Source organism: Streptomyces hirsutus (assembly GCF_001418415.1).
Lineage (GTDB): Bacteria > Actinomycetota > Actinomycetes > Streptomycetales > Streptomycetaceae > Streptomyces > Streptomyces hirsutus.
In genome coordinates, this window is record NZ_LIQT01000471.1 from 1 (window position 1) to 26,354 (window position 26,354).

Here is a 26,354-nt window from a genome sequence, read left to right on the forward strand (position 1 = left end):
CGCCGCGCTGCTCACGCCGTCCGGGGTGCGTACCGGGCCGGTCGCCGAGATGCTGGCCCGTACGGATCTCCTCGCGGCGGCGGGACTGCGGCTTCCGTGGGGCATCGCGGCCGCGCACCTGCTGCGCGCGTGGGGGCTGCCGGCCGACATGGCCGCCGTCCCCCTCACCCCGGAGGAACTGGCGGCAGTGGCCGCGACCGGCCTGTGAAGTGCTCCATCCGCCAGAAAGCCGGCGGGCGGGCGGGCGGGCGGGCGGCGCGGACATACGGGTGCGCGGGTGCGCTGGCACCGGCCGGGCAGGGCGGCGCGGTGCCATCCCACGCGGGGGGAGAGCGAACACCCGGGTCCGCTAGGCCACGGAGCGGAAAGCGGGCAGATATCCCCCTGACTGCCCGACGGCCTTCGGGTGGTAGGAGTTGATGATCGGAACCGACACGCTGTGGAGCCAGGCGTCGCCCGAGCAGAGTTCATGTCCGGTGAACTCGTCCACCACGCCGGAGAAGGTGAACCCGGCGTTGGCCGCCTGCTTCGCCATCACCCCGTTCAGCACGTCCGAGGCGTTGTTGATCGCACTGCGCTCGGTCTCGGTGAGCCCGGCGATGCAGCTGCCCGAGAGTCTGTAGAAGCGGGGATATCCGAGTACCACCACATGGGCCTGCGGGGCGCGTGCGCGGATGTTGCCGTACAGCGAGTCGAGCTTCCCCGGCAGGGAGCTCTGCATCTGCGAGACCGCGGTGTCGACGCGACTGACGCAGTTCGCCTGGCTCTGCAGCACACAGGTCTGCATGACGTCCGCGAAGCCGACGTCGTTGCCGCCCGCCGTGACGCTGACGAGCGTGGTCGACGAAGCCAGGGCGCCCAGTTGGCCACTGGACACGCTGGTCGTCGTCGCACCCGAACAGGCGACGAACTTGAACGAGGACGGGGCGTTCGCAGCCGCCCAGAGGGACGGGTACGCCTTGGTGCTGCGCTTGCAGTCACCGCTGTCGGAGGTGTAGCTGCCGGCGCCCACTCCGGAGGAGTAGGAGTCACCGAGAGCCACGTAGGCGTCGCCGGCGGCCGAGGCAGGCTGTGCCAGACCGAGCACGGCTGCGGCGCCCATCGTGAGGGTCAACACGGAGGCCCAGAGAGAACGAACTGACGCTGACATGACAATCAGCCCTTTCGAACATGAGGGGGTGAGCGGGTAGTTGATGAAGCAACCGTGTTTGTAGCAGGAGTGACTACCCCTCGGTAACACCCAGGAAAGAAGTCGCCCGGAATGCCTTAATGATCATTCCGCCGATCCGCTCCGCGCGTAGACAAACCTTCAATCGGCCCTTGGATCAGCGAAGTCGGAGGTCTTTCGGGTGCCGCCCCGTTCCCCCCGGGACGGTCACGGCGACACCCTCCGGGGACCTCGGCCGGCCCCGGCCGCCCGGCCACCCTCGGCCGGACGGCCGCCCGGCCACCCCCGGCCGCCCCGTCCGGTCACAGGTCTCCTTCCGCGCGCCGGGTCGTCGGACGGGCCATGATCCGGCGCGGGTCGGCGGCGCGGGTGATGGCCGACTCGACGGCGGCGATGCGCTCGCCGAGGAGGGCGAGGGCGGCGACCGCGCGGGTGAGGGCGTCGTCGTCGGGGCCGCCGAGGGCGTGGGTGCGCACGTGGGCGGCCTTGATCCCGGCCCAGCGGTCGGCCTGCGCGGCGGTGAGCGTGCCGCGCAGCTCGGCGAGCTTGAGCAGGTTGGCCTCGGCGCCGGTGGTGAGGGTCTGTGCCTCGGCCGCGTAGTGGTCGTCGATGACGGCGGAGAGTTCGGCGTCGTTCATGACCGGCTGGATCCGCTGGGCGATCTTGTTCATGTTGCGGTAGGAGCCCTGGAGGCGGAACGGCGGCTCGGTGCGGGCGTCGTCGGACTGGGCGGCGGAGGCGATGTAGGCCTCGTTGACCGCGAGAACGGTGCGGCGGGCGGTGAGCAGATGGCGCAGGACGGTGAGGACGCGGTCCAGTTCGGTGGGCGCGTACGGGTGGGCGAGCCGGTCGGCGTGGACGGTGGGGTCGCCCTCGGCGAGGCTGATCAGCAGGTCGAGGTCGCCGCGGTCGCGGCCGGCGAGCGGGGCGAGCACCGTGTTGGCGGTGAGCGCGTTCTCGATGAAGCTGGCCGCGAAGGCGTCGTCCTTGCCGGTGAGGACGTCGCCGAGGTTCCACACGTCGGCGCGGTTGGCCAGCATGTCGGGCACCCGGAAGAGGTCGCCGGACTCGGTGTAGGGGTTGCCGGCCATGCAGACGGCGAAGCGCTTGCCCCGCAGGTCGTAGGTGCGCGGCTCGCCCTCCCAGACGCCCTCCACGCGGCGGGTGGCGTCGCAGAGCGGGATGAACTTCTGGAGGAGTTCGGGCGAGGTGTGCTGGATGTCGTCGAGGTGGAGGAGCGTGTTGTTGCCGGCGGCCAGCGCGAAGTTGATCTTCTCGATCTCCTGGCGTGCGGTGGCGTTCGGCGCCTCGGCCGGGTCGAGGGAGGTCACGGAGTGGCCGAGGGCCGGGCCGCTGATCTTCACCAGGACGAGGCCCAGCCGGTCGGCGACGTATTCCATGAGGGTGGTCTTGCCGTAGCCGGGCGGGGAGACGAGGAGCAGCAGGCCGCCGGTGCCGGTGCGCCCCGACTCGCCGGTGGTGCCGAGCTGTTTGGCGAGGCTGTCCCCGATGAGCGGGAGGTAGACCTCGTCGACGAGGCGGTTGCGGACGAACGACGACATGACGCGCGGGCGGTGGTCGTCCAGGCGCAGCCGGGTGCGTTCGGCGGTGACCAGGGCGGTGCGGCGGCGCTGGAAGGCGCGGAACGCGGGGGTGTCGCGGTCCCTGAACTCCTCGGTGCGGGCGAGGAATTCGTCCAGGCGGAGGGTGAGGCGCCGGTCGGTGATGCGGGGGTGGGTGCCGAGCAGGCCCTCCACGGTGACGGTGAGGGGCGCGTCGGACTCGTGGCGGGGCTGGTCCGGGCAGAGTTCGGCGGCGACGGCCTCGGCGAGGTCGCCGGGGGTGAGCCGACTGCCGGTGGCGGCGGTGTACGCGGTCAGCCAGGCCTCGACGAGCTGGCGGCGGGCGGCGAGGGTGTCGAGGGCGGGCAGGTCCTCGTCGTAGGCCTCGGTGGCCACCGTGCGGCGGAACTTGTCGAGCAGGGTGCGGGTCTGCGCGCCGATGACGAACCCGTCGGGTCCGGTGGTGAGTTCGTCGAAGAGGTAGGCGGCGGCGGCCTCGGGGCGGGCCGGTGCGCCGGCCGCCACGTCGCGGTCGGCCCGGTCGCCGATCCGGCGGGCGATCTCGGCACACAGGTCGGCGAGGGCGGGGGGCGGGCCGAAGGCGTCGCGGACGCGGGCGAAGGAACGGGCCCGGCGGGTGAGGTCGGCGCGTTCCTCGGCGGTGGCGCCGTGGGTCCAGTGCAGCAGGGCGAGGGCGCGGGCCGCGGGCTCGTGGCGCAGGAGTCCGGCCCCGTCGTGCAGGGGCAGGACGGCGGTGAGCAGCGCGGTGGCGTCGTGGTCGTGGACGCCGCGCTCGTATCCCTCGTCGTAGGCCTCCTCGGCGGCCCTGCGTACGAGGGCGGCGAGGTCGTCGGCACCGTGCAGGGCGTCGGGGCCGTGCTCGTGCAGCAGGCGGGCGGCGAGGTGTTCGGCGCGGTAGACCTCGGGCGACTCGGAGGGCAGGTGCCGGTTCCAGTAGCGGCGGCCCTCGGCGAGGGCGGGGTCGGTGACGGGGGCGCGGTAGTCGGTGCCGGTGAGGGCGAAGGCGAGGCCGTCGCCGTGCGGGACCAGGGTGAGGTCGAGGGGCTGGGTGGTGACGGCGAAGCGGTGGCTGCCCAGGCGGATGGCGCGGCCGCCGTCGGCGTAGAGGTCGGTGCGGTCGCGCAGGGCGCGGGCGGCTTCCTGCCGGGCGGAGCGCAGCCGGCCGTCGAGTTCCTCGGCCCGGACCCGGTCGCCGAGGTCGCGCAGTTCACCGGCGGTGCGGCGGACCTTGGCGACCAGGGGGTCGGAGGCGAAGTAGGTGCTGACCTCGTCGGTGTCGGCGAGGGCTGCGGAGCGGCGGGCGATGGTCTCCAGGACGCGTTCGGCGGCGGAGGCGAGCTGTTCGGCGCGGCGGGCACGGGCGTCGGTGAGGCTCTGTTTGCGGGCGGCGAACGCCTCGTAGATCTCGGTGCGCTGGTCGGCGAGTTCGCCGAGCACGTCGTCGAACTCCGCGAAGCGAGACTCCAGGGTCTCCAGCTGGGCCAGTACGCGGGTCAGTTGTTCGTCGCACGCCTCGGGGTCGGCGGCGGCCGCGAGGGCGCCGGTCACGGTCTGGCCGAGCAGGGCGAGTTCGGCGGCGAATCCGGCGCGGGCCTCCCGGTCGCGCAGGCCTCGGCGGCGGGCGTCGAGGGTGGCGCGGGCGCGGTTGACGCCGCCGAGGGCTTCGGCGACGCGTTCCAGTACGGCGGTGCGGACGGTCGCGTCGCCGATGTCGAGTCCGGCGACGACTTCGGTCACCGTCCGCAGCCCTTCGGCGAGTTCGTCCAGACGGGCGGCGACGGGGACGGCCTCGGCGGCGGTGTCGATCTGCTCGGCGTCGGCGACGAGGCGTTCGACGTCGGCGTGGTGGGCGGCGAAGGCGTCCTCGTGGGCGAGGTGGGTGACCGCCCGCCGGCCGAAGGAGGCGAGGTCGTGTCCGGCCTCGTCGGCGAGTTCGTCGATGCGGGCGTGGTCGGCGTACCGCATCTCCTTCAGGGTCAGCAGATGGCCCTGGGCGTGGCGGAGTTCGGTGAGGCCGGCGACCCAGGCGGCGGCCTCGCGGGGCTGCTCGCCGCGCAGCCGGCGCACCACGGAGCCGATGCGGGCGGCCGCCTCGTCGAGCGCGGCGGCGGCGCGGCGGCCGAGGTCGCGTACGGTCTCGAACTCGGCCAGGACCTGTTCGGCGGTGGTGCGCACCTCCTCCAACGGTCCGCGCAGATCGCCGAGTTCGGCGTCGTCGAGCCAGTGGTGGGCGTCGGCCGTGCGGACGCAGGCGGCGGCCAAGGCCTCGTACACCTCGGTCGTCGGGGTGGTCTCGGTGACGGAGCGGACCAGGGAGAGGCAGTCGGAGATGCCGCGGACGAGGTCGGCGTTGCCGACCCGGTCGAGAGGGCCGTCGCCGACGGGCCGGCCCGCGGCGTGGGTGTCGGAGACGTAGGGCGAGTGCCACAGCTGGAGCGGGTGGACGCGGGCGGGCTCGTCGCCGTCGGGCCGCAGCAGGGTCAGCGCGCCGTCCTCGGACAGCGCCCAGCCGTGGCAGCTCAGCGGCGGCGCGACCTCCTTGCGGATCACGTTGTACGACAGGAGCAGGGCGCGGCCCCGGCCGGGTGCGTGGAAGGCGTACAGCACGTCCTCGCCGTTGGGTGAGCGCACCTCGCGCTCGAACTCCATGCCGGTGGTGTCGAGTCCGTACGTCTTGTGGGTGCCGGCGGCCAGGCAGTAGCCGCCGGGGAAGACGATGCCCTGGTCCTCGGGCAGGCGCCGGCAGCCCTGTCCGATGCCGTCGAGGCGGACGACGGTGCGGGTGAGGGTGTCGAAGACGAGGTGGCGGTGCGCGGTCTCCTTGTAGGGCAGGACGCGCAGCAGGATCAGCGCGCCGACGCGGGCGTACGAGACCTCGGCGTCGGCGAGGGACTGGAGCGGCTCGTCGACCGGTTCGGTGTGGATGCCGTCGGGGCTTTCGGTGTCGCCGTCCGTGCTGACGGTGAGGGTGCCGCCGAGCGTGTCGACGAAGACCTCTCCCTGGACGGAGACGTGCGGGTGCCGGCCGAGGACGTGGTCCTCACGGGTGGTGCGGATCCATTCGATGTCCGGGGCCGGGGTGCGCGCGTGGTCGCGGTCGCCGCGCGCGTCGAGGAAGACCGCCTCTCCGTCCTCGGACACCGACCAGCGCAGGACGCGGATGTCGCCGGCCTTCTCGCCGGTCTGGAACACGGCGAGAAGCCTGCCGTCGACGCGGCGCAGCCGCAGCAGGCGGGCCTGCCGGTAGTAGCGGTGCAGGGCGGCGAACTCCCGTACGAAGGCGGGGTCGTCGAGGAGTCCGGGCACGGCGTCGTCGGGCAGCCGGTTCAGGTCGCGGTCGTGGGCGGCGAGGACGTCGCCGACGGTGGTGTCCGTCTCCGGGCGGGGCTGGGTGCCGTAGCCGAAGAGGAGCACGTCGCCCACGGCGACGATGTCGCGGGGCACGCCGGCGCGGTCGGTGCGCAGCCGTTCGGTGCCGGTGAGGCGCAGTTCGGCGGAGCCGAAGGTGTCGATCCGAAGCCGGTTCAACTCCTCTGTGCGCCGAGCGAGTTCGGCGGCCTGCACGGTCAGGCGGTCGCGCAGCACCTGGTAGGTGCCGCCGTCGACCGTCTCGTGGACGCCGGTGCCTGCGCCCGCGCCCGCCGGGTCGTGCGCGCCCGCGACGGACTGCTGGTGGGTGCCCGTGCCGGGCTTCTCGTGGGTGCCGGTGGTCATGGCTGCCTCTCCAACGGGAGCGGTCGGGGAGCCGCCGTCCCCTGTGCGGCGGCTCCCCGACCAGGGGGGTGGTCAGGCCCTGGTGTGGCCGTTCAGCACGGCCAGCGGTGTGTCCGCGAGACCCAACTCCCCAGCTTTTGCGATCAGTTGCTCGATCTGTCCGGTGTTCTCGCCGCCCGACTTCATCAGCTTCATGAGCAGCGCGGACACCGTCAGGTTCTGTACGTCGGCGCTCGACACGGAGCCCAGGATCCGGCTCAGGTCGTCGGGGAAGCTCGCCGATCCGTCCAGCCACGGGCCGGCGAGGGCCTGGACGGTCCCGGAGTTCTGGACGAGGCCGTCGATGCCCTTGCCGAGCGCGATCGACGACATCAGCCGGTCGAAGAACACGGACTCCCCGCCGACGATGCTGATGTCGGCGCTCTCCAGACCGGTCGCGAGCACCGTGGCCTGCGCCTCGGCGACCTGCCGCTGCACCTCGAGCCCGGCGAGCCGGACGTCCTTCTCCGCCTCCAGGCGCAGCCGGTACTCCTCGTGTCCGCGGGACGCCTCGTCCAGCGCGGCCATCGCCGCCGCCTTCTCGGTGAGGCCGGCGGCCTCCGCCCTGAGCCTGCCGCTGATGCCCTCCGCGTCGGCGAGCGCCTTGGCCCGCGCGCCCTCGGCCTCGGCACGCATCCGGGCTTCGGACGCCTCGGCCTCGGCACGGCCGGCCTTCTCGATGACGTCGGCCTCCTTGTCGCGGACCTGCACGGCGGCGAGCCCCTCGGCGGCGGCCTCGGCCTGGATACCCTCGGCCATCCGCACCTTGGCGCGGGCGTCGAGGTCGGCGGCCTTCAACCGGGCCTCGGCCAGGGTCAGTTCCTCGGCGGCGCGGTGCGTGGCGGCCACCTCGGCGGCCTCCGCGGCCTTGATGTCCTTGACCAGCCTCTCCTGCGCCTCGGCCTCGGCGGCGATGATGACGGCCTGCCGCTCCCGCTCGGCCTCCTCCACGGCCCGCAGCCTCTTGATCGACTCCTCCTGCTCGGCGACCGTGCGGTCCACCGCGACCCGCTCCCGGACGACCTCGGCGATGTCGCGCTTCTCCGCCTCGACCTCCTTGTCGGCGGCGATCCGGGTCAGTTCGGTCTCCCGCTCGCGGGCGATGACCTCGAGCATCCGGTCCTTCTCGATGCGCTCGCTCTCCACGGCGATGACCCGCTCGCGGTTCTTGGCGGCGACGGCGACCTCACGGGCCTGGTTCTCGCGCTGCACGCCGAGCTGCTCCTCGGTGCGCAGGAAGGCGCTCTGTGCGCGCAGCCGCTCCTCCTCCATCACCCGCGCCGTCTCGGCCTCCTCGCGGGCCCGGACGGTCTCGATCTCCCGGCGCTGCTTGATCTCGGCGTCGGCCTGCCGGCGCTCCAGCTCGAGGATCGCCTCGCGCGCGTCGACGTTCTGCCGGGTGATCTCCTTCTCCTCGCCGCGCTGGGCCTCGTTGGTGCGGACGTGCTCCACGGCCGTCAGCTCGGTGATCTTGCGGATGCCCTGCGCGTCGAGCACGTTGCCCGGGTCCAGCTGGGCGAGCGGCGTCTGCTCCAGGTAGTCGATCGCCGCGTCCTCGAGGTGGTAGCCGTTCAGGTCGATACCGATGACCTCGATGATCCGGTACCGCAGTTCCTCGCGCTTGGTGTAGAGGTCGGTGAAGTCCAGCTGCTTGCCGACGGTCTTCAGCGCCTCGGAGAACTTCGCGTGGAACAGCTCCTGCAGCGTGTTCCGGTCGCTGGCCCGCGCGGTGCCGACGGCCTGCGCGACCTTGATGACGTCCTCCACCGTCTTGTTGACCTTGACGAAGAAGGTGATGCGGATGTCCGCCCGGATGTTGTCCTGGCAGATCAGGCCTTCCTTGCCGGCCCGGGTGATCTCTATGGTCTTCACCGAGATGTCCATCACCTCGGCCTTGTGCAGCACCGGCAGCACGACCTGACCGGTGAAGGTCACGTCGACCTTGCGGACCTTGGAGACGATGAGCGCCTTGCCCTGCTCCACCTTGCGGAACAGCTTGGACATGATGAACAGCACGACGAGTACGACGAGAAGGCAGGCGCCGACGAGCACGGCGATGCCCACGGTGGCAGCATCCATGGGATACGTCCTTCGGAGCTGGGTGACGGACGGAAGTGACAGGTCGGCGCCGGGCGCCGGAACGTGGGACGGCCGGGGCCGCCCCGGTGCCGCTCGGCCCGGACAGCACGGTGGCGGCGTGGTGGTGACGTGGCGGTGAAGTGACGGCTGTGCGGCGGCGGCCCGGTGGTGCGGTACGCGTGGCCCGCACGGGAGCCGCGCGCCGGCTCCGCCACGAGACACGCCGGGCGAACCGCCCCGGTTCCCGCCGGTCCGCGGAACTACCGGGACGGCCCGGGTTCGTCGGGCAGCAGGCGGTGCAGCGGACGCACGAAGAAACGGGTGAGCCGCCAGGCCGCGAGCAGCGCTCCGGCCAGGGCCGGCAGACGCAGCAGTCCGGCGCCGGGCCCCTCGGGGACGTGCACGTCCAGCAGCACCGTCACGCCGGTGGCCAGCAGCCAGGCGAACAGGGTCAGCAGGGAGAGCGCGAGGGCGACCGGCACCCCGCCCATCCCCCAGGCGTCGAGATCCGCGTCCGAGTCGAAGGCCTGCGGTGTGGTGACACCGACGGCCACCAGCAGCCAGAAGCCGGCTGCCACGACGAGGGCGGCGGTGAGCAGAAGCGTGGGCAGGCCCGTGGCGGCATCCGCGATCATGTGCATCCCCGGCCACCCCTTCCCGGATCCCCGCGTCCCGCGTTCTGCGTCCCGCGTCCCTCTTGACGGCTCACGCCGACGACCGCACCGGCCCCCGCCGGTTCCGGAGCCCCGCACCTGCCGGTGCCAGGCACCGGAACCGTCCGCGGTGCTCCCCGCGGACCATGATGCCCGGCCAACTACCGCCCCCGCATTGCCGGATTCCGGCAATGTTCACTAGGGTCTGCATGCCGGGTGTGGATCAAACCGCGCGTCAGGACGGCGTCAAGGACGCATCAAGGATGCGTCAGGATTCGGGGGGCGATGTGGCGGAGCGGGAAATTCCCGAGGAGTATCTCGAAGGTTATGCCCAGATTTTGGAGGAGGTCGCGGCCACGGGCCGGCGCCTGTCCCGCGACGAGTTGGTCTCCCGCCGGAACCTGGGGGAACGGGCCGCGGAGGCGGGCTTCGGACTGCGCGCCCTGGTACGCACCCACCTGACCGCCGCGCGTGACGCCTGGCCGCGCGGCCGGGACGACTCGGCCGAGGAGGCGCTCGCCGCCGTCCAGCAGGCGGTGGACGCGTTCGCCGAGGGCTACGAGCGGGCGCAACGGCTGGCTGTCCGCCAGGAGGAGGCGGCCCGGCGGGAGTTCATCGACGACCTCCTCTACGGCCGCAGCGACCTCGGCCGGCTCGCCGAGCGCGCCGAACGCTTCGGCCTGCGGCTCTCCCACGAGCACGCGGTCGCCGTCGCCCGGGGCCCCGTCGCCTACGACGAGGGGGACGCCGTGCCGCGGCAGGTGGAGCAGGCCCTCATCTCCCGGTTCGGTAACCGCAGCATCCTGCTCACCACCAAGGACGGGCGGCTGCTGTGCGTCGCGCCGGGGCACCAGGGCGAGGTGCTCACGCACTTCGCCAAGCAGGCGCACGCCGCCACCGACGGGGGTCAGGTCGCCATCGGCCGCCCGCAGTCCGGACCCGGCGGAGTCGTCCAGTCGTACGAAGAGGCCCTGAGCACGCTGGAGATAGCCGAACGGCTGGGGCTGGACGAACCGGTGCTGCGCGCCGCCGAACTGCTCGTCTACCCCGTCCTCGCCCGCGACCGTCAGGCCATGACCGACCTGGTCCACAACACCCTCGGCCCGCTCACCTCGGCCAGGGGCGGGGCGGAACCGCTCCTCGACACGCTCACCGCGTACTTCGACTCGGGCTGCGTGGCGGCGGAGGCGGCCCGCCGGCTCTCACTGAGCGTGCGCGCCCTGACGTACCGTCTGGAACGCATCCACAAGCTCACCGGCGCCAACCCGGCCGAGCCCGCCCACCGTTACATGCTCCAGACCTCGGTCATCGGCGCCCGCCTGCTGGCCTGGCCGGCCGAGCGGCTCTGACCCGGGGCCGGCGGACGGACCGGCGCGGTCCGGGCCGGCCGAACGGCCGGCGGGCGGGCGGGCGCCCTTCACTACTCACTCAGCCGCGGACCACTCGACTGCGGACCACTCAGCTGCGGACCAGGGTGACCTTCTGCTGGTGGACCGCGTGGAACACGGGCAGCAGCAGGCCGTCGACCGAACGCAGCTCGATGAGGGTGGCCTCGACGTCGGCGGCACCGGCCTTCAGGGCGCCGGAGGGGACCCGTCCGGTGTTCTCCCACTCGTGGGTCTCGCCGTCGCACACCGCCAGGGTGCCGCCGACGCCGTACCGCGTGTGGGCGGTGCCCTGGTGGACGGAGGAGCCGACGAGGACCGGCCCGGAGGCGTCCAGGCAGCGGTACGTGCCGGAGAGGGTGACGGTGCCGCCGTCGGCGATCCGGCCCTTGGAGCCCACCGTCACGGTCTCCTGGACAGGAGCGGGAGCGGCGGACGCCGCCGGGGGCACGGCCACGGCGGTGCCGAGCAGCAGCGCCGCGCAGGCCGCCGCGCGGATGAGGACGGGACGCGCGGACCCGGACACGGATGCGGAAGCGGGTACGGACATGGGGAACCTCCCGGAACGCAGGGCACGAGGGTGTGAGGCCCCCACCAGTACCGGGAGAGCGGGCCGGGAGGGGTGACCCTCACCCCTTCGGTGGCGAGTCGGCATCGGTCGTCGGGGAACCGTCCCGGGATGGTCCGGGAGCTGTCACGCTTCGCGGCCGGCCGTTCCGGCGGGTCCGCGGCAGGGGCATGGTCCTGGTGGACGACCCCTTCGGATCGATCCACCTATATCGATCCACCTATGTGGAGGTGCGCCATGTGTGCCCACCGGACGTCATGCCCTCAACCCCATGTGCAGGTCCCCCATGTGGTCGCCGCCCACCCCGAACAGGGCTGGAGCCTGCTGTGCGACGGCGCGATCGTCTTCGACGACACGGGTGAACTGCTGCCCGACGGCCGCGTGATCGCCCCGCACCGGATCCCCGCGGACCACCTCACCGTCGCCGCCTGAACCGACACGGCACGAAGGTCGCGCCGCACACCCGTCCCCTCCGCCCGTCCCACGGGACCGGCCTGCGCCCCGGACGTCCCACCGGCCCGCCTCCCCCTTTACCGGAACCTCCTTTCCCCGTACGGGAGATGACCAGGCGTGATGCCGACGCCCGGGGGGAGGGCGCCGATCGGCACGACCTAAGATGATCAACGTGTCCGACCAGCCTGCCCCACGGTCTCTCATCGTCACGCTCTACGGCGCGTACGGCCGCTTCGCGCCGGGCCCCGTGCCCGTCGCCGAGCTGATCCGGCTCCTGGCCGCGGTCGGTGTCGACGCTCCCGCCGTGCGTTCGTCGGTGTCCCGGCTCAAGCGGCGCGGGCTGCTCCTGCCGGCCCGCACCGCCCGGGGCGCGGCCGGCTACGAACTCTCCCCGGAGGCCCGCCGGTTGCTGGACGACAGCGACCGCCGCGTCCACGCCTCCGCGAGTCCCGGGGACGAGGGCTGGGTGCTCGCCGTGTTCTCCGTGCCGGAGTCCGAGCGGCAGAAGCGTCACGTCCTGCGCTCCCGCCTGTCCGGCCTCGGCTTCGGCACCACCGCCCCGGGTGTGTGGATCGCGCCGGCCCGGCTGCACGAGGAGACCAGGCACACTCTGGAGCGGCTGGGGCTGGACGGTTACGTCGACCTCTTCCGCGGCGAGCACCTCGGGTTCACGCCCACCGTCGAGGCGGTCGCCCGCTGGTGGGACCTGGCCGGGATCGCCGAGGAGCACGAGGCGTTCCTGGACCGTCACGCGCACGTGCTGGACGCCTGGCGGCAGCGCGAGGACACCCCGCCCGAGGAGGCGTACCGCGACTACCTCCTCGCCCTCGACTCCTGGCGCCACCTCCCCTACACCGACCCCGGGCTGCCTTTCGGGCTGCTCCCCGAGGGCTGGCCGGGAGCCCGCTCGGCGAGCGTCTTCCACGGCCTGCACGCACGCCTGCGGGACGCGGGGGCGGTCTTCGCGGGCCTGTGACACGTGCCACGTGACGCACGGCTCGCGAAGTTTCCTTCCGCCGTCGTCCTCATGCGCCCATGACCGCCTCGTCGTCGCCTCTCCATGACTGCCGTCATGATTACGCCACAAGCGGGCTGGGCATGATCGGTGCGACGGGTTCCGGGGCCCGCCCGGTCNNGACCGGGCGGGCCCCGGAACCTTGACGTCCGTCACGGGCCGACGACACCTCCTGAGGGGTGGCGCCGTACCATTGAGTAATTGAAAGCAGGACCGCCTGCCTGCTCTCCATGATCGGATCCAGCGTGCACGAACCCTCGACCTCCGCCTCCTGGCGCGTCGCACTGCCGCACACCACCGCGGCCGTGCCCGTCGCCCGTGCGCTGGTCCGTACCGCGCTGGCCGAGCGGGAGCACGCCGCGGACCGCGACACGGCGGAGCTGCTCACCGCCGAGCTGGTGGCCAACGCCGTGGAGCACACCTCCGGGGGCCATCCGATCGAGCTGGTGGTGGAGCTGCTGCCCACCGGATGCCGGGTCGAGGTGCACGACGCCGATCCCGAGCCGCCTCACGACCTGACCCGCCCGCCCCGCGGCGAGCCGGACCCCTGGCAGGAGCACGGGCGCGGGCTGATGCTGATCCGCACCCTGAGTTCGTCGTGCGGGCACCGCCCGACCTCGTCCGGCAAGGCCGTGTGGTTCCGGCTGCCGGCGGTGCCGCGCCCGCGCAGGCCCGACTGAGCGGACCGGCCGGCCCCGCCCCCGCTCAGGCCAGGGTCGCCACCAGGACCGCCTTGATCGTGTGCATCCGGTTCTCCGCCTCGTCGAAGACGACCGAGTGGGCCGACTCGAACACCTCGTCGGTCACCTCCAGCGACTCCAGGCCGTGCTTCTCGTACACCTCACGGCCGACCCGTGTCCCCAGGTCGTGGAAGGCCGGCAGACAGTGCAGGAAGCGGACGTCCGGGTTGCCGGTGGCCCGCAGCACGTCCATGGTCACCGCGTACGGCGCGAGGGCGGTGATCCGCTCGTCCCAGACCTCCTGGGGCTCCCCCATCGAGACCCAGACGTCGGTGACGACGAAGTCCGCGCCCGCGACGCCCTCGGCGATCTCCTCGGTGAGCGTGATGCGGGCCCCGCTGGACTCCGCGAGCGCGCGCGCCCGGTCGACGACCTCCTGGGCGGGCCAGTACGCCTTCGGGGCGACGATGCGCACGTCCATGCCCAGCAGGGCCGCGGTGACGAGGTAGGAGTTGCCCATGTTGAAGCGGGCGTCGCCGAGGTAGGCGAAGGAGATCCCCGTGACCGGCTCGGCGCTGTGCTCGGTCATGGTGAGCACGTCGGCGAGCATCTGGGTGGGGTGCCAGTCGTCGGTCAGACCGTTGTAGACGGGCACTCCCGCGTACGCGGCGAGGGTCTCGACGGTGGACTGGGAGTCGCCCCGGAACTCGATCGCGTCGAACATCCGGCCGAGCACCCGTGCGGTGTCCTTCGCCGACTCCTTCTTCCCGATGTGCGAGCCGCTCGGGTCGATGTACGTCGTGGAGGCGCCCTGGTCGGCGGCGGCGACCTCGAAGGAGCAGCGGGTGCGCGTCGAGGGCTTCTCGAAGATCAGCGCGATGTTCCTGCCCTGGAGGTACCGGGTCTCGGTACCGGCCTTCTTGGCGGCCTTCAGCTCCGCGGCCAGGTCGAGCAGGCCGAGGAACTCCTGCGCGGTGAAGTCCACCTCCTTGAGGAAGTGGCGGCCGGCGAGGGCGGTCGGGACTGTCGCCATGGGGCGCTCCAGAGCTGCAGGTACAGGGATGGATGTAACTGTATACAAGTATCAGAATTTATATGCAAGCTGGTGGCGACGGTGCCGGGACGGGTGCGTGCGCCCGGCCGCGGCCCCGGGCTAGACCGCGTCCCGCTCGACCGGGCAGCTCATGCAGCGCGGCCCGCCCCTGCCCCGGCCCAGCTCGCTGCCGGGGATCTCGATCACCTCGATGCCCTGCTTGCGCAGATGTGTGTTGGTGGTGGCGTTGCGCTCGTAGGCGATGACGACGCCCGGTTCGACGGCCAGGACGTTGCAGCCGTCGTCCCACTGCTCGCGTTCGGCGGCGTGGACGTCCTGGGTCGCGGTCAGCACCCGGATCTCGCTGAGCCCGAGCGCGGCGGCGATCGCACGGTGCATGTGCTCCGGCGGATGGTCGGTGACCTTCAGTTCCCTGTCCCCCGAGCCGGGTTCGATCGTGTACGAACGGAGCATGCCGAGGCCCGCGTACTGGGTGAAGGTGTCCCCGTCGACCATCGTCATCACCGTGTCCAGGTGCATCACGGCGCGCCTCTTCGGCATGTCGAGGGCCACGATGGTCTCGGCGGACCCGGCGGCGAACAGCTTGTGCGCGAGCATCTCCACGGCCTGCGGGGTGGTCCGCTCGCTCATGCCGATCAGCACCGCGCCGTTGCCGATGACCAGCACGTCCCCGCCCTCGATGGTGGACGGGTAGTCGGCCTGCCCCTCGGACCAGAGGTGGAAGCCCTCGTCGCGGAACAGCGGGTGGTACCGGTAGATCGCCTCGAAGTGCACGGTCTCGCGCTGCCGGGCGGGCCACCGCATGGCGTTGATGGAGACCCCGTCGTAGATCCAGGCGGAGGTGTCGCGGGTGAAGAGGTGGTTGGGCAGCGGGCGGAGCAGGAAGTCGTCGAGTTCCATGGCGTGGAAGCGCACGGACGTCGGTTCCGGGTGGACGTCCAGGAACTCCCGCTTGGTCATCCCGCCGACCAGCGCTTCGGTCAGTTCGGCCGACGGCAGTGTCTCGAAGGCCGCGCGCAGGTGGTCGGTGGCCAGTGGGCCGTACTCCTTCTCGTCGAAGACACGGTCCAGGACGAGCGAGCGGGCCGCCGGGACGTCCAGCGTGGAGGCGAGCAGGTCACCGAAGAGGTGGACGGTGACCCCCCGGTCGCGCAGGACGTCGGCGAACCCGTCGTGCTCGGCGCGCGCCCGGCGCACCCAGAGCACGTCGTCGAACAGCAGGGCGTCCTTGTTGCTGGGGGTGAGCCTTTTGAGCTCGAGATCGGGCCGGTGCAGGATGACACGGCGCAGCCTTCCGGCCTCGGAGTCGACGTGGTAGGTCATGACTCCATCCTGACCACCCGAGGGGGTGTTCACCCCTCCGCAGCCGGGACGGACCCCGGCCGCGGTCCGGGCGGTCCAAGCGGCCCGGACGGCCCGGGCGGGGAGATCCGCCCGGACCGGCCGGTCGCCGTACGCGTCCGTCCCCTACAGCCGCGGGTCGACGGGCTCCGACTCCAGGGCCAGGACGCCGAAGACGGCCTCGTGCACCCGCCACAGCGGCTCGCCTTCGGCGAGGCGGTCCAGGGCCTCCAGGCCGAGGGCGTACTCGCGGATCGCCAGGGACCGCTTGTGGCCGAGTGAGCGGCCGCGCAGCCGGGCCAGGTGGTCGGGGCGCGTGTACTCGGGGCCGTAGATGATCCGCAGGTACTCGCGGCCCCGGCACTTGATGCCGGGCTGCACCAGACGACCCCGCGGGTCGCGGACCAGGGCCCCGACCGGCTTGACGACCATGCCCTCGCCGCCGCGTCCGGTCATCTCCAGCCACCAGTCGACGCCCGCCCGCACCGACTCGGGGTCGGCGGGGTCGACGTACAGGCGCCGGGTGGTCTGCAGCAGGCCCGTGGCGTCGTGCTCGACCATGCGGTCCAGCAGGGCGAGCTGCTCGTCGTGCGGCAGACCGGCGAGACTGCGCCCCTGGACGGCGAGGACCTGGAAGGGGGCGAGACGTACGCCCTCCAGCTGGTCGGTGGTCCAGCAGTAGCGCCGGTACGCCCGCGTGAACGCCTCGGCCGCACCGGCCCGTGCACGCTGGCGCTCCAGCAGGTCCCCCACCTCGACGCCCCGGGCGGCGGCGCTCTCCAGGGCCGCGAGCGCGCCCGGGAACACGGCGCCACTGGCGGCGCCCACGGCGGCGTACTGCGAGCGCAGCAGCCCGGACGCCTTCAGCGACCACGGCATCAACTCGGCGTCCAGCAACAGCCATTCGGTCTCCAGGCTGTCCCACAGCCCGGCGTCGGTGATCGCCGTGCGCAGCCGGCCGAGGATCTCCTCGGTGACCGCGGTGTCGTCGAAGAACGGGCGGCCGGTGCGGGTGTAGAGCGATCCGGCCGGGCCGTCCTCGACACCGAAGTGCCGGGCGGCCGCGTCCGCGTCCCGGCAGACCAGGGCGACCGCGCGCGAGCCCATGTGCTTCTCCTCGCACACGACGCGCTCCACCCCGTCCTCCTTGTACTGGGCGAACGCCTCGGCCGGGTGCTCCAGGTAGCCGTCCAGGTGCGAGGTGGCCGTGGGGGCCATGGTCGGCGGGAGGTACGGCAGCAGGCGCGGGTCGATCGCGAAGCGGCTCATGACCTCCAGCGCGGCGGCCGCGTTCTCCTCGCGTACGGCCACCCGGCCGGCGTGCCGGGTCTCCACGGCCCGGCGACCGTGCACGTCGGCGAGGTCCAGGGGCCGGCCGTCCTGCCCGCCGGGGGCCTCGGTGCGCAGCGGGCGGGCCGGCTCGTACCAGACCCGCTCGGCCGGTACGTCGACCAGTTCCCGCTCCGGCCAGCGCAGCGCGGTGAGCTTGCCGCCGAAGACGGCGCCGGTGTCCAGGCAGATGGTGTTGTTGAGCCAGGTGGCTTCCGGGACCGGGGTGTGGCCGTAGACGACGGCGGCACGGCCCCGGTAGTCCTCCGCCCACGGGTAGCGCACCGGCAGGCCGAACTCGTCGGTCTCGCCGGTGGTGTCGCCGTACAGCGCGTGCGAGCGGACCCGGCCGGAGGTGCGGCCGTGGTACTTCTCCGGCAGACCGGCGTGGCAGACGACGAGCCTGCCCCCGTCGAGGACGTAGTGGCTGACCAGCCCGTCGACGAACTCCCTTACCTCGGCACGGAATTCCTCGCTCTCCCGGTCCATCTGCTCGATGGTCTCGGCGAGCCCGTGGGTGTGCTGGACCTTGCGGCCCCTGAGATACCGGCCGAACTTGTTCTCGTGGTTGCCGGGGACGTACAGCGCACTGCCCGACTTCACCATCGACATCACCCGGCGCAGCACACCCGGACTGTCCGGGCCGCGGTCGACGAGGTCACCGACGAAGACCGCGGTGCGGCCCTCGGGGTGCACGCCGTCGGCGTACCCCAACGCACCGAGCAGAGACTCCAGTTCGGCGGCGCAGCCGTGGACGTCGCCGATGATGTCGAAGGGGCCGGTGAGGTGGGTGAGGTCGTTGTACCGCTTCTCGGTGACGACGGTGGCGTTCTCGATCTCCTCGACCCCGCGCAGGACGTGCACCTTGCGGAACCCCTCGCGCTCCAGGTGCCGCAGGGAGCGGCGGAGTTCGCGGATGTGCCGCTGGACGACCCGGCGGGGCAGGTCGGCGCGGTCGGCACGGGCCGCGTTGCGCTCGGCGCACACCTCCTCGGGCACATCGAGCACGACGGCTATCGGCAGCACGTCGTACTGCCTGGCCAGCTCGATCAGCTGACGCCGGGCGTCCTGTTGGACGCTGGTGGCGTCGACGACGGTGCGGCGGCCCGCGGCCAGCCGCTTGCCCGCGATGTAGTGCAGGACGTCGAAGGCGTCCCCGGACGCGCTCTGGTCGTTCTCGTCGTCGGCGACCAGGCCGCGGCAGAAGTCGGAGGAGATGACCTCGGTGGGCTTGAAGTGGCGGCGGGCGAAGGTGGACTTGCCCGAACCGGAGGCGCCGATCAGCACCACGAGGGAGAGATCGGTGACGGGCAGGGCCCGGCCGCGGCCCAGGCCCGGGCTCCGGCCCTCGTTCTCGCTGTCCCCGTCACTGGGCCGGGCGCCGGTGGTCTCGTGGCTCATGCCGCCTTCGCCTCCTTCTTGTCTCCGGTCACGAACACGGCCATCTGGGTGGGCGGGCCGACCTCGAGGTCGTCCGGTCCCACGGGTACGAACTCGACGTCGTAGCCGTGCCGTTCGGCAACCCTGGCCGCCCAGGCGCGGAACTCCTCGCGGGTCCACTCGAAGCGGTGGTCGCCGTGCCGGGCGTGCCCCGCCGGCAGGCTCTCCCAGCGGACGTTGTACTCGACGTTCGGGGTGGTCACGAGGACCGTACGGGGGCGGGCCGCGCCGAACACGGCGTACTCCAGGGCGGGCAGCCTCGGCAGGTCGAGGTGCTCGATCACCTCGCTGAGCACGGCCGCGTCGTACCCCTTGAGCCGCTTGTCGGTGTACGACAGCGAGCCCTGGAGGAGCTTCACCCGGGACGCCTGCCGCTCCCCCATACGGTCCAGCTTGAGCCGCCGGGAGGCGATGGTCAACGCGCGCATCGACACGTCGACGCCGACGATCTCGGTGAAGGCCGGGTTCCGCAGCAGTTCCTGCACCAACTGGCCCTGTCCGCACCCGAGGTCGAGCACGCGTGCGGCACCGGAGGCACCGAGCGCGGTGATGATCGCGTCCCGGCGCTGCACGGCGAGCGGGGTCGGCCTCTCCTCGGACTCGGTGTCCGCCTCGACGGCGTTGTCGATCTCCTCGACGTCACTGTCGTCCGCCTCGGCCAGCCGGACCAGCTCGAGCCGTTCCAGCGCCTGACGGGTCAGCGACCAGCGGCGGGTGAGATACCGGCTGGTGATCAGCTTCTGCTCCGGATGGCCGGGCAGCCAGCCCTCGCCGGCGCGCAGCAGCTTGTCCACCTCGTCGGAGGAGACCCAGTAGTGCTTGGCGTCGTCGAGGACGGGGAGCAGCACGTAGAGGTGCCGCAGGGCCTGGGCGAGGGTGAGGGTGTCCGCCTCCAGGACGAGACGTACGTACCGCGAGTCGCCCCACTCCGGGAACTCGGTGTCCAGGGCCACCGGGTCGGCCGTGACCGTCCAGCCGAGCGGCTCGAAGAGCCGCCCGACCAGGGCGGGGCCGCCGCGTGCGGGCAGTACGGGTATCTCGATGCGCAGCGGCAACGGCTGTCCGGGCAGCTCCGGGCGGGCCTTGCACACGCCGCGCATCGCGCTGGAGAAGACGCCGCTGAGCGCGACGGCGAGCAGCGAGGACGCCGCGTACGGGCGGTCGTTGACGTACTGGGCGAGGGCGGCGTCGGGGGCGCCACCGCGGCCCTTGCCCTTGCCCCGCCGGACCAGTGCCACCGCGTCCACCTCCAGCAGCAGCGCCGCCGTGCAGCGCTCGGCGTCCGCCTCGGGATAGAGGACGTGCGCGGCGCCGTAGGACAGATGGGCCGAGAAGGGGCTTTCAGGGTGCTTATGGAGGAGGAAGCCCAGGTCGGTAGCGGGGTTGGTCTGGTCGCCGGTGGTCGAGATCGTCAGGAACACGTGATCGAGTATGGGCGGCTCGGGCCCACGCCGGTACTTGATTACCTCGCGACAACAGCGGAACCCACCAGGCCGGCAGGCGTCCAGCAACAAGGGGAAACCCCACTCCGTGGCGTAGACCCACGACGACGGCACGACTCTCGCCCCCTCCGGCCGCATCGGATCGTTGGCGCCGAGGCAGGCCATGAGCCGCCACCGCACGCCACGGCTTCGGCGAGCCCGTCATCCCGGGTGACGATGACGAGGTGAGTCAGCGCGACCACGAAGCCGACCGACAAAAAGCAGTCGAGACATTGCACCACCCTGCCCGATCATGCACGTATGCCCCTGACAGCCACCCTCGCCCGAGTCGACGCGGATCTGGCAGCCGGCCGGGTGCCCATGGCACGCCAACGTCTGCGCGGACTGGTCTCCTCACTCCCCAACGACCTGACGCTTCGCCGACGCCTGGCCGAGGTGTACCGGCTGTACGGTGAGCCCGCGGAAGCCGGGCGCTGGATGTACCTCGAGGAGGACAGGAACACAGAGGAGACCTCCGCCTTCGAAGCGAGGTACCGGACTCCTCAGCAGCGCATGAGAGCGCTCGCGTGGCGCGGTCCCGAGTCGCTCACCCACTCCAAGTTCGCCATGGAACAGCTGACAGCAGTACGAGTCACCTGCTCCGACGCCCTGGGTCACCCGGTGGACTGGGACTCAGTGCCCTCCGCTTCGGACGAACCGGGCAGCGGGAAAGGCAAGTTCACCGGGTTTCTGACGGGAGCCGGATGCCTGACGGTGTTCCTCGTGATGCTGGGAATCTGGGTGAACGGACTCATCGCCCTCTTCGACTGACGGTGAGCACTGGTGACGGGTGCGACCAGGGATCCGACACCACTGCACCGCAGGCTTCGCATACGGCAGCCGCCTCAGGCGACGGGGTGTTCCGCATCCCCGAAATCTGCGACAACGCGCAGCCGACCCCATCGAAGCCGCCCCACTCGCTCTGGCCCGGCTGCCGAAGAGATGCCGGCGGGGACGCCAGACACTGCTCCGTACCGACTCCGCCGGCGGCACCCACGCGTTCGTCACCTGGCTCGCGAAGCGGGGCAGGTGACTGTCGTACTCGGTCGGCATGACCATCACCGACGCCCTCCACCACACCGTCCTCAAGGTCCCGCCCGCCACGTGGACACCGGCGGGTGGGACCGGGCGGCGGAGGCCTCGCCCTCGGCCGTGCCCAGCCAAGTCTGTTCGGCGCTCTTCGATGCACCCCCCGACCCCTTCGGCGACGTCGTGGGCAGCGGATTCCTGGCCAACGAAGACGTTCGATTCCGTGCGGATGGGACAGAGCTCGGGCGTTCATTCGCAAACACCGCGGGCACAGTCGCTGTCAACAACCTCACTTTGACGGCTCGGACCTCCACCCTGGTGGGCGACGTGTCGGGACGGGTTGCCACCTGCCCTGGTTGGGCAGCGACCTCGACTACCCCTCCACCGGACGGAACAGTCCCCCCACTGTCGTACGGGACGAGGGCCGCAGGGACGGGCTGGCGGTCGGTCTGGCCGGCTGCCGTCTGGGCCGCGTGGTGACCGACGCGCAGGAAGACTAGGAAGGCCCCAGGAACGCGGGCTACTTCGCCGGTTACGCAGCCAGCAAGGTGGAGGCCCTGAACCGCGCTGCCTGCCCCAACAGACCGCCCCAGACCACCCAGTCCGGTCAGACCGACCGCGATCAGCAGGGCCACGGAGATCGTGACCGTGGGGGCAACCGCTGAAGGCATGGCGAGTGAGCCCGGCCGCGTGCCACCCGTGGCGGGGACGACGGAATGACCGCCGCCCCCGCCACGCAGTGGGTCCCCTCCGTACTCGTTCATGAAATAGCCGACGTAGTCCTTGTCGGTGATGTCACCGCCGCACAGGCGGCCAGGGACGGGTTCCATCGCGGGCGGGGTGCCGTTCATGCCACGGCTTCCCCAGCGGATGGTGAGGTGACGCAGGCCGGACAGGCCTCAGTAGAGGATGACTCTCCAAAGTTCGACCCACAGCACCCGGCCGCTGTTCGTGTCGCGCACCTGGACCCGGTCGTCCTCCACCTGCCAGACGGTGCCGTAGAGCGTGGTATCCGGAAGGTCCACCCTGACGGTGTCGTACACGTCCAGGTCGTTCTCGACCGGGCGGAACCACGTGTGCCTACAGCGGTCGCAGCGGTAGCTGATGACGTCGCGCTCTTGAGTAAATGAAGGGCTGCCTGTACGAACCTCCTCAACGAGGCACTTGGGGCATGGGTCTGCGGTATGCGCGCCTATCAACCGGGACATCGTCCGATCCTGCGATAGAGCAGCGAAGTACAGCAACAACCGATGGTCGGCGCCGGCTCCTGCTGAACCTATGGCGGTCCTTGCTACTGCTGAGGGCAAAATCAGCCAGAGCCAGGGGCCCGGAGAGGGATCGCCAGGTATGCGGCCCGAGCCGTCTCCGGGCCGTCCGAGGCCGCTCGACGGTGGCCAAAGACGACCACCAAGCGAACGGGATCACCTTCTCTGAACGGGAGAAACGCAGGTCACCAAGATCCCCGGCAAGACCCAGGGAAAGAAGAAACAAAGTCGGACCAGTAGACCCCGTCCCATAGAGCTCGTAACACGATCATGATCGAGTCTTCTTGAGGCGTCTCCAGCAGATCGGGCTGCGTGCCAGGGAGACGAAGGCATCGTGGAGTCCGGTGCGGCGTTCCCAACGGGCGGCCAGGCGCTTGAACTGGTGGAGCAGGGCGAAGGTCTGCTCCACGACGTACCGGAGCTTGCCCAGGCCCTGGATGTTCGGGGCGCCCTTGCGGGAGATCACCGGCAGGATGCGCCGCTTGCGGAGCTCTTCGCGGTTGGGGTCGGAGTCGTAGCCCTTGTCGCCGAGCAGGGCCTCGGGAAGGCGGCGCGGACGGCCGGGGCGGCCGGCGAGGGGAGGGATGCCGTCGACCAGGGCGAGGGTCTGGGTGACGTCGTTGACGTGGGCCGCAGTGGTGATGACCTTGAACGAGGTGCCGCGGCCGTCGCAGATCAGGTGGTGTTTGCTGCCCGTCCTGCGCCGGTCGACCGGCGACGGACCGGTGTCGGCACCCCCCTTTTCGCCCGGAGGTGGGAGCCGTCCACACACGCCCGCGACCAGTCGAGTTCGCCGGCCGCGTTCAGCTCGGCGAGCAGGACGCGGTGGAGCTGATCGAAGACGCCGGCCTGTTGCCACCGTTGCAGGCGCCGCCGGCAGGTCTGTCCGGAGCCGAACTCCAGCTCCAGGGGCAGAAGTTGCCAGGCCATGTCGTGGTGGAGGACGTAGAGGATGCCCTGCAGACACAGCCGGTCCGCCACCGGCTGTGGCCCCGGCGCCCGCTCGGGCCAGGGCGGCAGCAGCGGCTCGATCAGCGCCCACAAGTCGTCGTCCACGATCCACGGCCGAGCACTCACACCACCACGAACGGCCGAATCACCCGACCGGTCACGCCCGACCAGGACATCTCAACAAGATCGTGTTACGAGCTCTTCGGGGTCTCGGGCATGTTCTGTTGTGCCTCCACAGGACAGGGCCGCCCCTTGAAGGCGCGGCCCTGCGAAAAAAGGATCGGCGGCATGATCCCTGATTCGGGCGGGGAACCTGCGGCCTCCCGGCTGCGTCCTTCTGGGGGTGACTGAACCTCCCGACCTCTCCAGTCCTGACATCGGTGCGAGCTCCGACGACGAAGAGTCCCTGCGACCCGGTCCGTTATGGCGCCATGCCTTGTGGGTGGCGGGCTTCACCATCTTCGGGGTGGGTCTTGGCTGGGTCAGCGCGTCGTTCCGTATCGGCCCCGATGAGTACGGGATGCCGCTCGCCGCTCCGGGGCAGGTGTGGTCGTATCTGGTGGCATGGACCGCGACCGGTCTGACGGCGGCAGCCGCGCTGCGGGCTGTCGCCGCCAAAGTTCCGCTCTACGGCCTGGAGGTGGTCGTAGTCCTACTCACCTTCCTGGGCACCCGGCTCTCGCTGGGCTATCGGCCGGAGCCACCGGTGCTGGGTGCGATGGCCGCAACCGCACTGACGGCAGCGGCCATATGGTGTGTCCTTGCGCTGCGCCGCAGCTTTCGTGGCTACCGCGGGCGGTGAGTTACTTCTGGCGGGCGAGGGGGCCGGGTAAGCAGGGGATCCGCACACCCGACCGTCAACGCAACAAGGCTCTACGGCTCAAGGAGCAGCAGCCCATGAAACTAGAGCCGACCGCAATCTGGGCTCGACTCGACCAGTTCGAGGCCGGAGCCCGCTCTCACGGAGTCACCCACACGACTTTCCGCCGCATCACCGAAGCCCTGCACCTCAGCGGCTTGCAACGCAACGACTTGCAGCAGCTCCTCAACCGCGGCTGCCCGAAGCAGTACGCAACTCCCCTCTGGCGAATCGCATGACGAGGGACAACCGGCTCGCATCACTGGGCGCACTTGGCCCTGAAGTCGTGCTATCAGGTACGGACTGGGCTGCGCTGGGACATGCGTACGGGCTTGCCTCTGAGGCGCCTGAGATGCTGACCGCACTGCTCGACCCAGATCAAGGCGTCAGAACCAGGGCACTTGGCTATCTACACGGCACCCTGCACCACCAAAACACGCTCTACGATGCAACGGTGCCCGCAGCGCTGTACGTGGCCGCCATCCTGCCGGATCCGCGAACGAACAGCGCCGTCACCAAAAATCGCCACTCCTTCCCTGGATGCATGCGCGCGGAGCTCCTGCGATGGGTCGCCTCAGTGGCGAGCGAAGTCACAGATGAGGTCGCGGCTATAAACCAACAGTGCGGATTCCCCCTCGACGACTACGCGCCGGCCGTAGGCATCATGGGGATTCGGCCACTCCTGTTCTCAGCGTCGCTCCCCTCCACCGAAGACCCTGATCGCCACATACGCGAAGCAGCGCTGACGGCATGCATCCCGCTCCTCGATGATCCCCAGTTGCTGCACCACCGAGAAAACCTGGCAGACCTGCTCCGGGATGAGCTGGGCACCAGTGACCTCTGGCAACATCGAGAACGGGCCATCGACGCCCTCGACGCATGGGGCAAGGACTTCTCCGGCATAGAGCGGCAGCGGAATCCGTTCCTGTTCTGCGACTCAGATCCGTCACCCGGCAAGGCATCATCGTGGCTCGCTCGTCCAGACTCCATCGAGGGGTACAGCGAAAATCCACCGTTCTGACCGCCCCCACCAAGATCTACGAGAATCTCAGCCTGTCTAGTCCCAGGTGATGTTTGACGTTCTGGTCCCAGCTGTTGCTTGACGGTGGGCCTAAAGGCTGTCCCGTAACCGCTGGCTGCCGCAGGCGCTGAGCCGTTCCCTGTGCTGGGCGCCAATGAGCGCCGCGGGCGTTGTCAGTGGGCGAGGGCACACTGACGGCATGAGCGCCTCTTCATCCACCGCAGCCGATGTGTCCCACTCCTCCCCTGCCTGGGTGGAGTCGATGGGCGGCCCTTTGATCGTCGTCCCCGTCTCCGCCCTGGCTGCATGGCGCGAGTGCACGGAGAGCGGGGTCGTGGCGGGAGACGCCACCGCTCCAGACGACTACGACCGGGCCTGTGCGGTGGACGATCTGGCCGGTGTGATCACCGTTGGCGGGAACGGTGCGCAGGCACTGGTGTTGGCGGACGAGCCAGCCACCAGCTGCTACCTGCCCGAGCGCCGAGCGTTCCTGCGGTGGCTTGCCGCCGGCTCCGAGGCCGGACTGAGGGCCGCGGCAGACGCTGTCCTCGCCGACCCGGCCACGGTGTGGGAGAAGTGCGGCACCTGGGTGTCGGACGGTCCGGCCGTGCTCATGGACTCCGCCGAAGCAGGCTCCGAACTGGGCATCGAGTATCCCGGCGGCGGGATGCCCGCCCAGGCATCGGTCCCGCTGGCCGCTGGCCGCTGGCCGCTGGAGGGTCCGCGCCACCCACACCAAGGTGGACGAGGAGAACTGGATCGGCCTGGTCCAGCTCCTGCCCACCGAATCTTGACGGGTAGTGCTTCGGTCTGGTGCGGTCAGGCGCGGCGCGCAAGGTTGTGGAGGCGGGCGATGCCGAGCATGGCGTGGTGGACACCGTCGCCTCTCAGGCGGCAGTCGCGGAGGATCTTCCAGGTCTTCATGCGGGCGAAGGTGTGCTCGACGCGGGCGCGGACCTTGCGGTGGGAGCGGTTGTGGTCCTCTTTCCAGGCCTCAAGCTCCTCGCCTGGAGCACGTCGGTGCGCGATGACCAGCCCGGTGCCGCGGTAGCCGCCGTCAGCGATGGTGGTGACCCGGCCGACCATGGCCTTTGCACCTGATTCTTCCCATGCCTTGCAGTCGTTGCGGTTACCGGGCACTGGTCGGCCCACGACAACGACCAAGCTGCTTTCCGCGTCCAGCACGATCTGGTGGTTGGTGGAGTAGCGGTAGTTCTTGGACTGCTTGAACTTTCCCCGTGATGCTG

General features: G+C 71.1%; 21 protein-coding genes and 3 pseudogenes. 12 read left to right on the top strand and 12 right to left on the bottom strand.

Going from position 1 to position 26,354, the window contains the following annotated elements; all coding sequences use genetic code 11:
- Positions 1-208, top strand: a pseudogene (locus AOK11_RS31120) (ABC transporter ATP-binding protein); the annotation flags it as partial.
- A 141-nt stretch (positions 209-349) separates the two neighbouring features.
- Here AOK11_RS31120 and AOK11_RS31125 read toward each other — a convergent pair.
- The 4 genes from AOK11_RS31125 to AOK11_RS31140 all read right to left on the bottom strand — a co-directional run bounded on the left by AOK11_RS31125 (position 350) and on the right by AOK11_RS31140 (position 9,218).
- Positions 350-1,150, bottom strand: a complete 801-nt coding sequence (locus tag AOK11_RS31125) for an SGNH/GDSL hydrolase family protein (protein ID WP_055597037.1) — start codon at positions 1,148-1,150, stop codon at positions 350-352.
- A gap of 320 nt (positions 1,151-1,470) precedes the next feature.
- Entirely contained in the window at positions 1,471-6,465 is a 4,995-nt protein-coding gene (locus AOK11_RS31130) for a DNA repair ATPase (RefSeq protein ID WP_107098726.1), read from the bottom strand.
- Between the two features lie 72 nt (positions 6,466-6,537).
- Complete coding sequence (locus AOK11_RS31135; RefSeq protein ID WP_055597038.1) at positions 6,538-8,583, bottom strand: flotillin family protein; 2,046 nt, start codon at positions 8,581-8,583, stop codon at positions 6,538-6,540.
- 260 nt (positions 8,584-8,843) lie between these two features.
- The gene (locus tag AOK11_RS31140; RefSeq protein ID WP_240497559.1) at positions 8,844-9,218 is read right to left on the bottom strand and encodes a hypothetical protein; all 375 of its coding nucleotides are present in this window, start codon (positions 9,216-9,218) and stop codon (positions 8,844-8,846) included.
- 305 nt (positions 9,219-9,523) lie between these two features.
- Here AOK11_RS31140 and AOK11_RS31145 point away from each other — a divergent pair, with 305 nt between their 5' ends.
- Positions 9,524-10,585 carry a PucR family transcriptional regulator gene (locus tag AOK11_RS31145; RefSeq protein ID WP_055597040.1) on the top strand — a complete coding sequence of 354 codons (1,062 nt, stop codon included), beginning with the start codon at positions 9,524-9,526 and terminating at the stop codon, positions 10,583-10,585.
- A gap of 109 nt (positions 10,586-10,694) precedes the next feature.
- Here AOK11_RS31145 and AOK11_RS31150 read toward each other — a convergent pair whose 3' ends face one another.
- Complete coding sequence (locus AOK11_RS31150) at positions 10,695-11,171, bottom strand: DUF6299 family protein (RefSeq protein WP_055597041.1); 477 nt, start codon at positions 11,169-11,171, stop codon at positions 10,695-10,697.
- Between the two features lie 255 nt (positions 11,172-11,426).
- Here AOK11_RS31150 and AOK11_RS31155 point away from each other — a divergent pair, with 255 nt between their 5' ends.
- The 3 genes from AOK11_RS31155 (at position 11,427) to AOK11_RS31165 (ending at position 13,337) form a co-directional block, all read left to right on the top strand.
- The gene (locus AOK11_RS31155) at positions 11,427-11,621 is read left to right on the top strand and encodes a DUF5999 family protein (protein ID WP_055597042.1); all 195 of its coding nucleotides are present in this window, start codon (positions 11,427-11,429) and stop codon (positions 11,619-11,621) included.
- 184 nt (positions 11,622-11,805) lie between these two features.
- Entirely contained in the window at positions 11,806-12,618 is an 813-nt protein-coding gene (locus AOK11_RS31160; protein ID WP_055597043.1) for a PaaX family transcriptional regulator, read from the top strand.
- A 269-nt stretch (positions 12,619-12,887) separates the two neighbouring features.
- On the top strand, positions 12,888-13,337 hold the full coding sequence (locus AOK11_RS31165) for an ATP-binding protein (RefSeq protein WP_206188965.1): 450 nt from the start codon (positions 12,888-12,890) through the stop codon (positions 13,335-13,337).
- Positions 13,338-13,362: 25 nt separating this feature from the next.
- Here the strand turns inward: AOK11_RS31165 and argF are convergent, their stop codons facing one another.
- The 4 genes from argF to AOK11_RS31185 form a co-directional block, all read right to left on the bottom strand.
- Complete coding sequence (gene argF / locus AOK11_RS31170) at positions 13,363-14,370, bottom strand: ornithine carbamoyltransferase (RefSeq protein ID WP_055597044.1); 1,008 nt, start codon at positions 14,368-14,370, stop codon at positions 13,363-13,365.
- A gap of 120 nt (positions 14,371-14,490) precedes the next feature.
- Positions 14,491-15,714, bottom strand: a complete 1,224-nt coding sequence (locus AOK11_RS31175) for an arginine deiminase (RefSeq protein ID WP_055597045.1) — start codon at positions 15,712-15,714, stop codon at positions 14,491-14,493.
- A gap of 144 nt (positions 15,715-15,858) precedes the next feature.
- Positions 15,859-18,462, bottom strand: coding sequence for a polynucleotide kinase-phosphatase (locus AOK11_RS31180; RefSeq protein ID WP_240497560.1), 2,604 nt, complete (start codon positions 18,460-18,462; stop codon positions 15,859-15,861).
- On the bottom strand, positions 18,459-19,922 hold the full coding sequence (locus AOK11_RS31185; RefSeq protein ID WP_055597046.1) for a 3' terminal RNA ribose 2'-O-methyltransferase Hen1: 1,464 nt from the start codon (positions 19,920-19,922) through the stop codon (positions 18,459-18,461). The genes AOK11_RS31180 and AOK11_RS31185 overlap by 4 nt, the downstream gene beginning before the upstream one ends.
- 321 nt (positions 19,923-20,243) lie before the next feature.
- On the opposite strand from AOK11_RS31185, the gene AOK11_RS31190 reads away from it, so the two are divergent.
- The 3 genes and pseudogenes from AOK11_RS31190 (at position 20,244) to AOK11_RS43100 (ending at position 21,511) form a co-directional block, all read left to right on the top strand.
- Complete coding sequence (locus AOK11_RS31190) at positions 20,244-20,753, top strand: DUF6584 family protein (RefSeq protein ID WP_055597047.1); 510 nt, start codon at positions 20,244-20,246, stop codon at positions 20,751-20,753.
- Between the two features lie 118 nt (positions 20,754-20,871).
- A pseudogene (locus AOK11_RS40885) lies at positions 20,872-21,099 on the top strand (IS1380 family transposase); the annotation flags it as partial.
- A 268-nt stretch (positions 21,100-21,367) separates the two neighbouring features.
- The gene (locus tag AOK11_RS43100; protein WP_157869487.1) at positions 21,368-21,511 is read left to right on the top strand and encodes a hypothetical protein; all 144 of its coding nucleotides are present in this window, start codon (positions 21,368-21,370) and stop codon (positions 21,509-21,511) included.
- Positions 21,512-21,910: 399 nt separating this feature from the next.
- On the opposite strand, the gene AOK11_RS45590 is transcribed toward AOK11_RS43100, so the two are convergent.
- Both AOK11_RS45590 and AOK11_RS40890 read right to left on the bottom strand, forming a co-directional pair.
- Positions 21,911-22,054, bottom strand: a complete 144-nt coding sequence (locus AOK11_RS45590) for a hypothetical protein (protein ID WP_240497561.1) — start codon at positions 22,052-22,054, stop codon at positions 21,911-21,913.
- 490 nt (positions 22,055-22,544) lie between these two features.
- Positions 22,545-23,335, bottom strand: a protein-coding gene (locus AOK11_RS40890) for an IS5 family transposase (RefSeq protein WP_420903032.1) whose coding sequence is annotated in 2 segments (ribosomal slippage) — positions 22,545-23,033 and positions 23,036-23,335 — 789 coding nt in all. Because the reading frame shifts where the segments join, the coding sequence is not laid out codon by codon here.
- A 334-nt stretch (positions 23,336-23,669) separates the two neighbouring features.
- Between AOK11_RS40890 and AOK11_RS31210 the strand changes: the two genes are divergently transcribed.
- From AOK11_RS31210 to AOK11_RS40900, 4 genes and pseudogenes are all read left to right on the top strand, one after another.
- Positions 23,670-24,029 carry a hypothetical protein gene (locus AOK11_RS31210; RefSeq protein WP_338058961.1) on the top strand — a complete coding sequence of 120 codons (360 nt, stop codon included), beginning with the start codon at positions 23,670-23,672 and terminating at the stop codon, positions 24,027-24,029.
- Positions 24,030-24,124: 95 nt separating this feature from the next.
- Entirely contained in the window at positions 24,125-24,325 is a 201-nt protein-coding gene (locus AOK11_RS31215; protein ID WP_055597050.1) for a hypothetical protein, read from the top strand.
- Positions 24,326-24,438: 113 nt separating this feature from the next.
- Positions 24,439-25,107 (top strand): hypothetical protein, encoded by a 669-nt coding sequence (locus AOK11_RS40895; protein ID WP_240497563.1) that lies wholly within the window; start codon positions 24,439-24,441, stop codon positions 25,105-25,107.
- Positions 25,108-25,369: 262 nt separating this feature from the next.
- Positions 25,370-25,762, top strand: a pseudogene (locus tag AOK11_RS40900) (Imm21 family immunity protein); the annotation flags it as partial.
- 164 nt (positions 25,763-25,926) lie between these two features.
- Here the strand turns inward: AOK11_RS40900 and AOK11_RS31220 are convergent.
- The coding region (locus tag AOK11_RS31220) for a transposase (protein WP_157869488.1) at positions 25,927-26,354 on the bottom strand (428 nt) is incomplete at its 5' end.

Coding starts and splice junctions, on each gene's coding strand:
- AOK11_RS31130 (WP_107098726.1), bottom strand. CDS start 6,465: ATGACCACCGGCACCCACGAGAAGCCCGGCACGGGCACCCACCAGCAG.
- AOK11_RS31215 (WP_055597050.1), top strand. CDS start 24,125: ATGAAACTAGAGCCGACCGCAATCTGGGCTCGACTCGACCAGTTCGAG.
- AOK11_RS31190 (WP_055597047.1), top strand. CDS start 20,244: ATGCCCCTGACAGCCACCCTCGCCCGAGTCGACGCGGATCTGGCAGCC.
- AOK11_RS31160 (WP_055597043.1), top strand. CDS start 11,806: ATGATCAACGTGTCCGACCAGCCTGCCCCACGGTCTCTCATCGTCACG.
- AOK11_RS31175 (WP_055597045.1), bottom strand. CDS start 15,714: ATGACCTACCACGTCGACTCCGAGGCCGGAAGGCTGCGCCGTGTCATC.
- AOK11_RS31125 (WP_055597037.1), bottom strand. CDS start 1,150: ATGTCAGCGTCAGTTCGTTCTCTCTGGGCCTCCGTGTTGACCCTCACG.
- AOK11_RS31165 (WP_206188965.1), top strand. CDS start 12,888: ATGATCGGATCCAGCGTGCACGAACCCTCGACCTCCGCCTCCTGGCGC.
- AOK11_RS31180 (WP_240497560.1), bottom strand. CDS start 18,462: ATGAGCCACGAGACCACCGGCGCCCGGCCCAGTGACGGGGACAGCGAG.
- AOK11_RS31155 (WP_055597042.1), top strand. CDS start 11,427: ATGTGTGCCCACCGGACGTCATGCCCTCAACCCCATGTGCAGGTCCCC.
- argF (WP_055597044.1), bottom strand. CDS start 14,370: ATGGCGACAGTCCCGACCGCCCTCGCCGGCCGCCACTTCCTCAAGGAG.
- AOK11_RS40895 (WP_240497563.1), top strand. CDS start 24,439: ATGCTGACCGCACTGCTCGACCCAGATCAAGGCGTCAGAACCAGGGCA.
- AOK11_RS31150 (WP_055597041.1), bottom strand. CDS start 11,171: ATGTCCGTACCCGCTTCCGCATCCGTGTCCGGGTCCGCGCGTCCCGTC.
- AOK11_RS31140 (WP_240497559.1), bottom strand. CDS start 9,218: ATGATCGCGGATGCCGCCACGGGCCTGCCCACGCTTCTGCTCACCGCC.
- AOK11_RS31135 (WP_055597038.1), bottom strand. CDS start 8,583: ATGGATGCTGCCACCGTGGGCATCGCCGTGCTCGTCGGCGCCTGCCTT.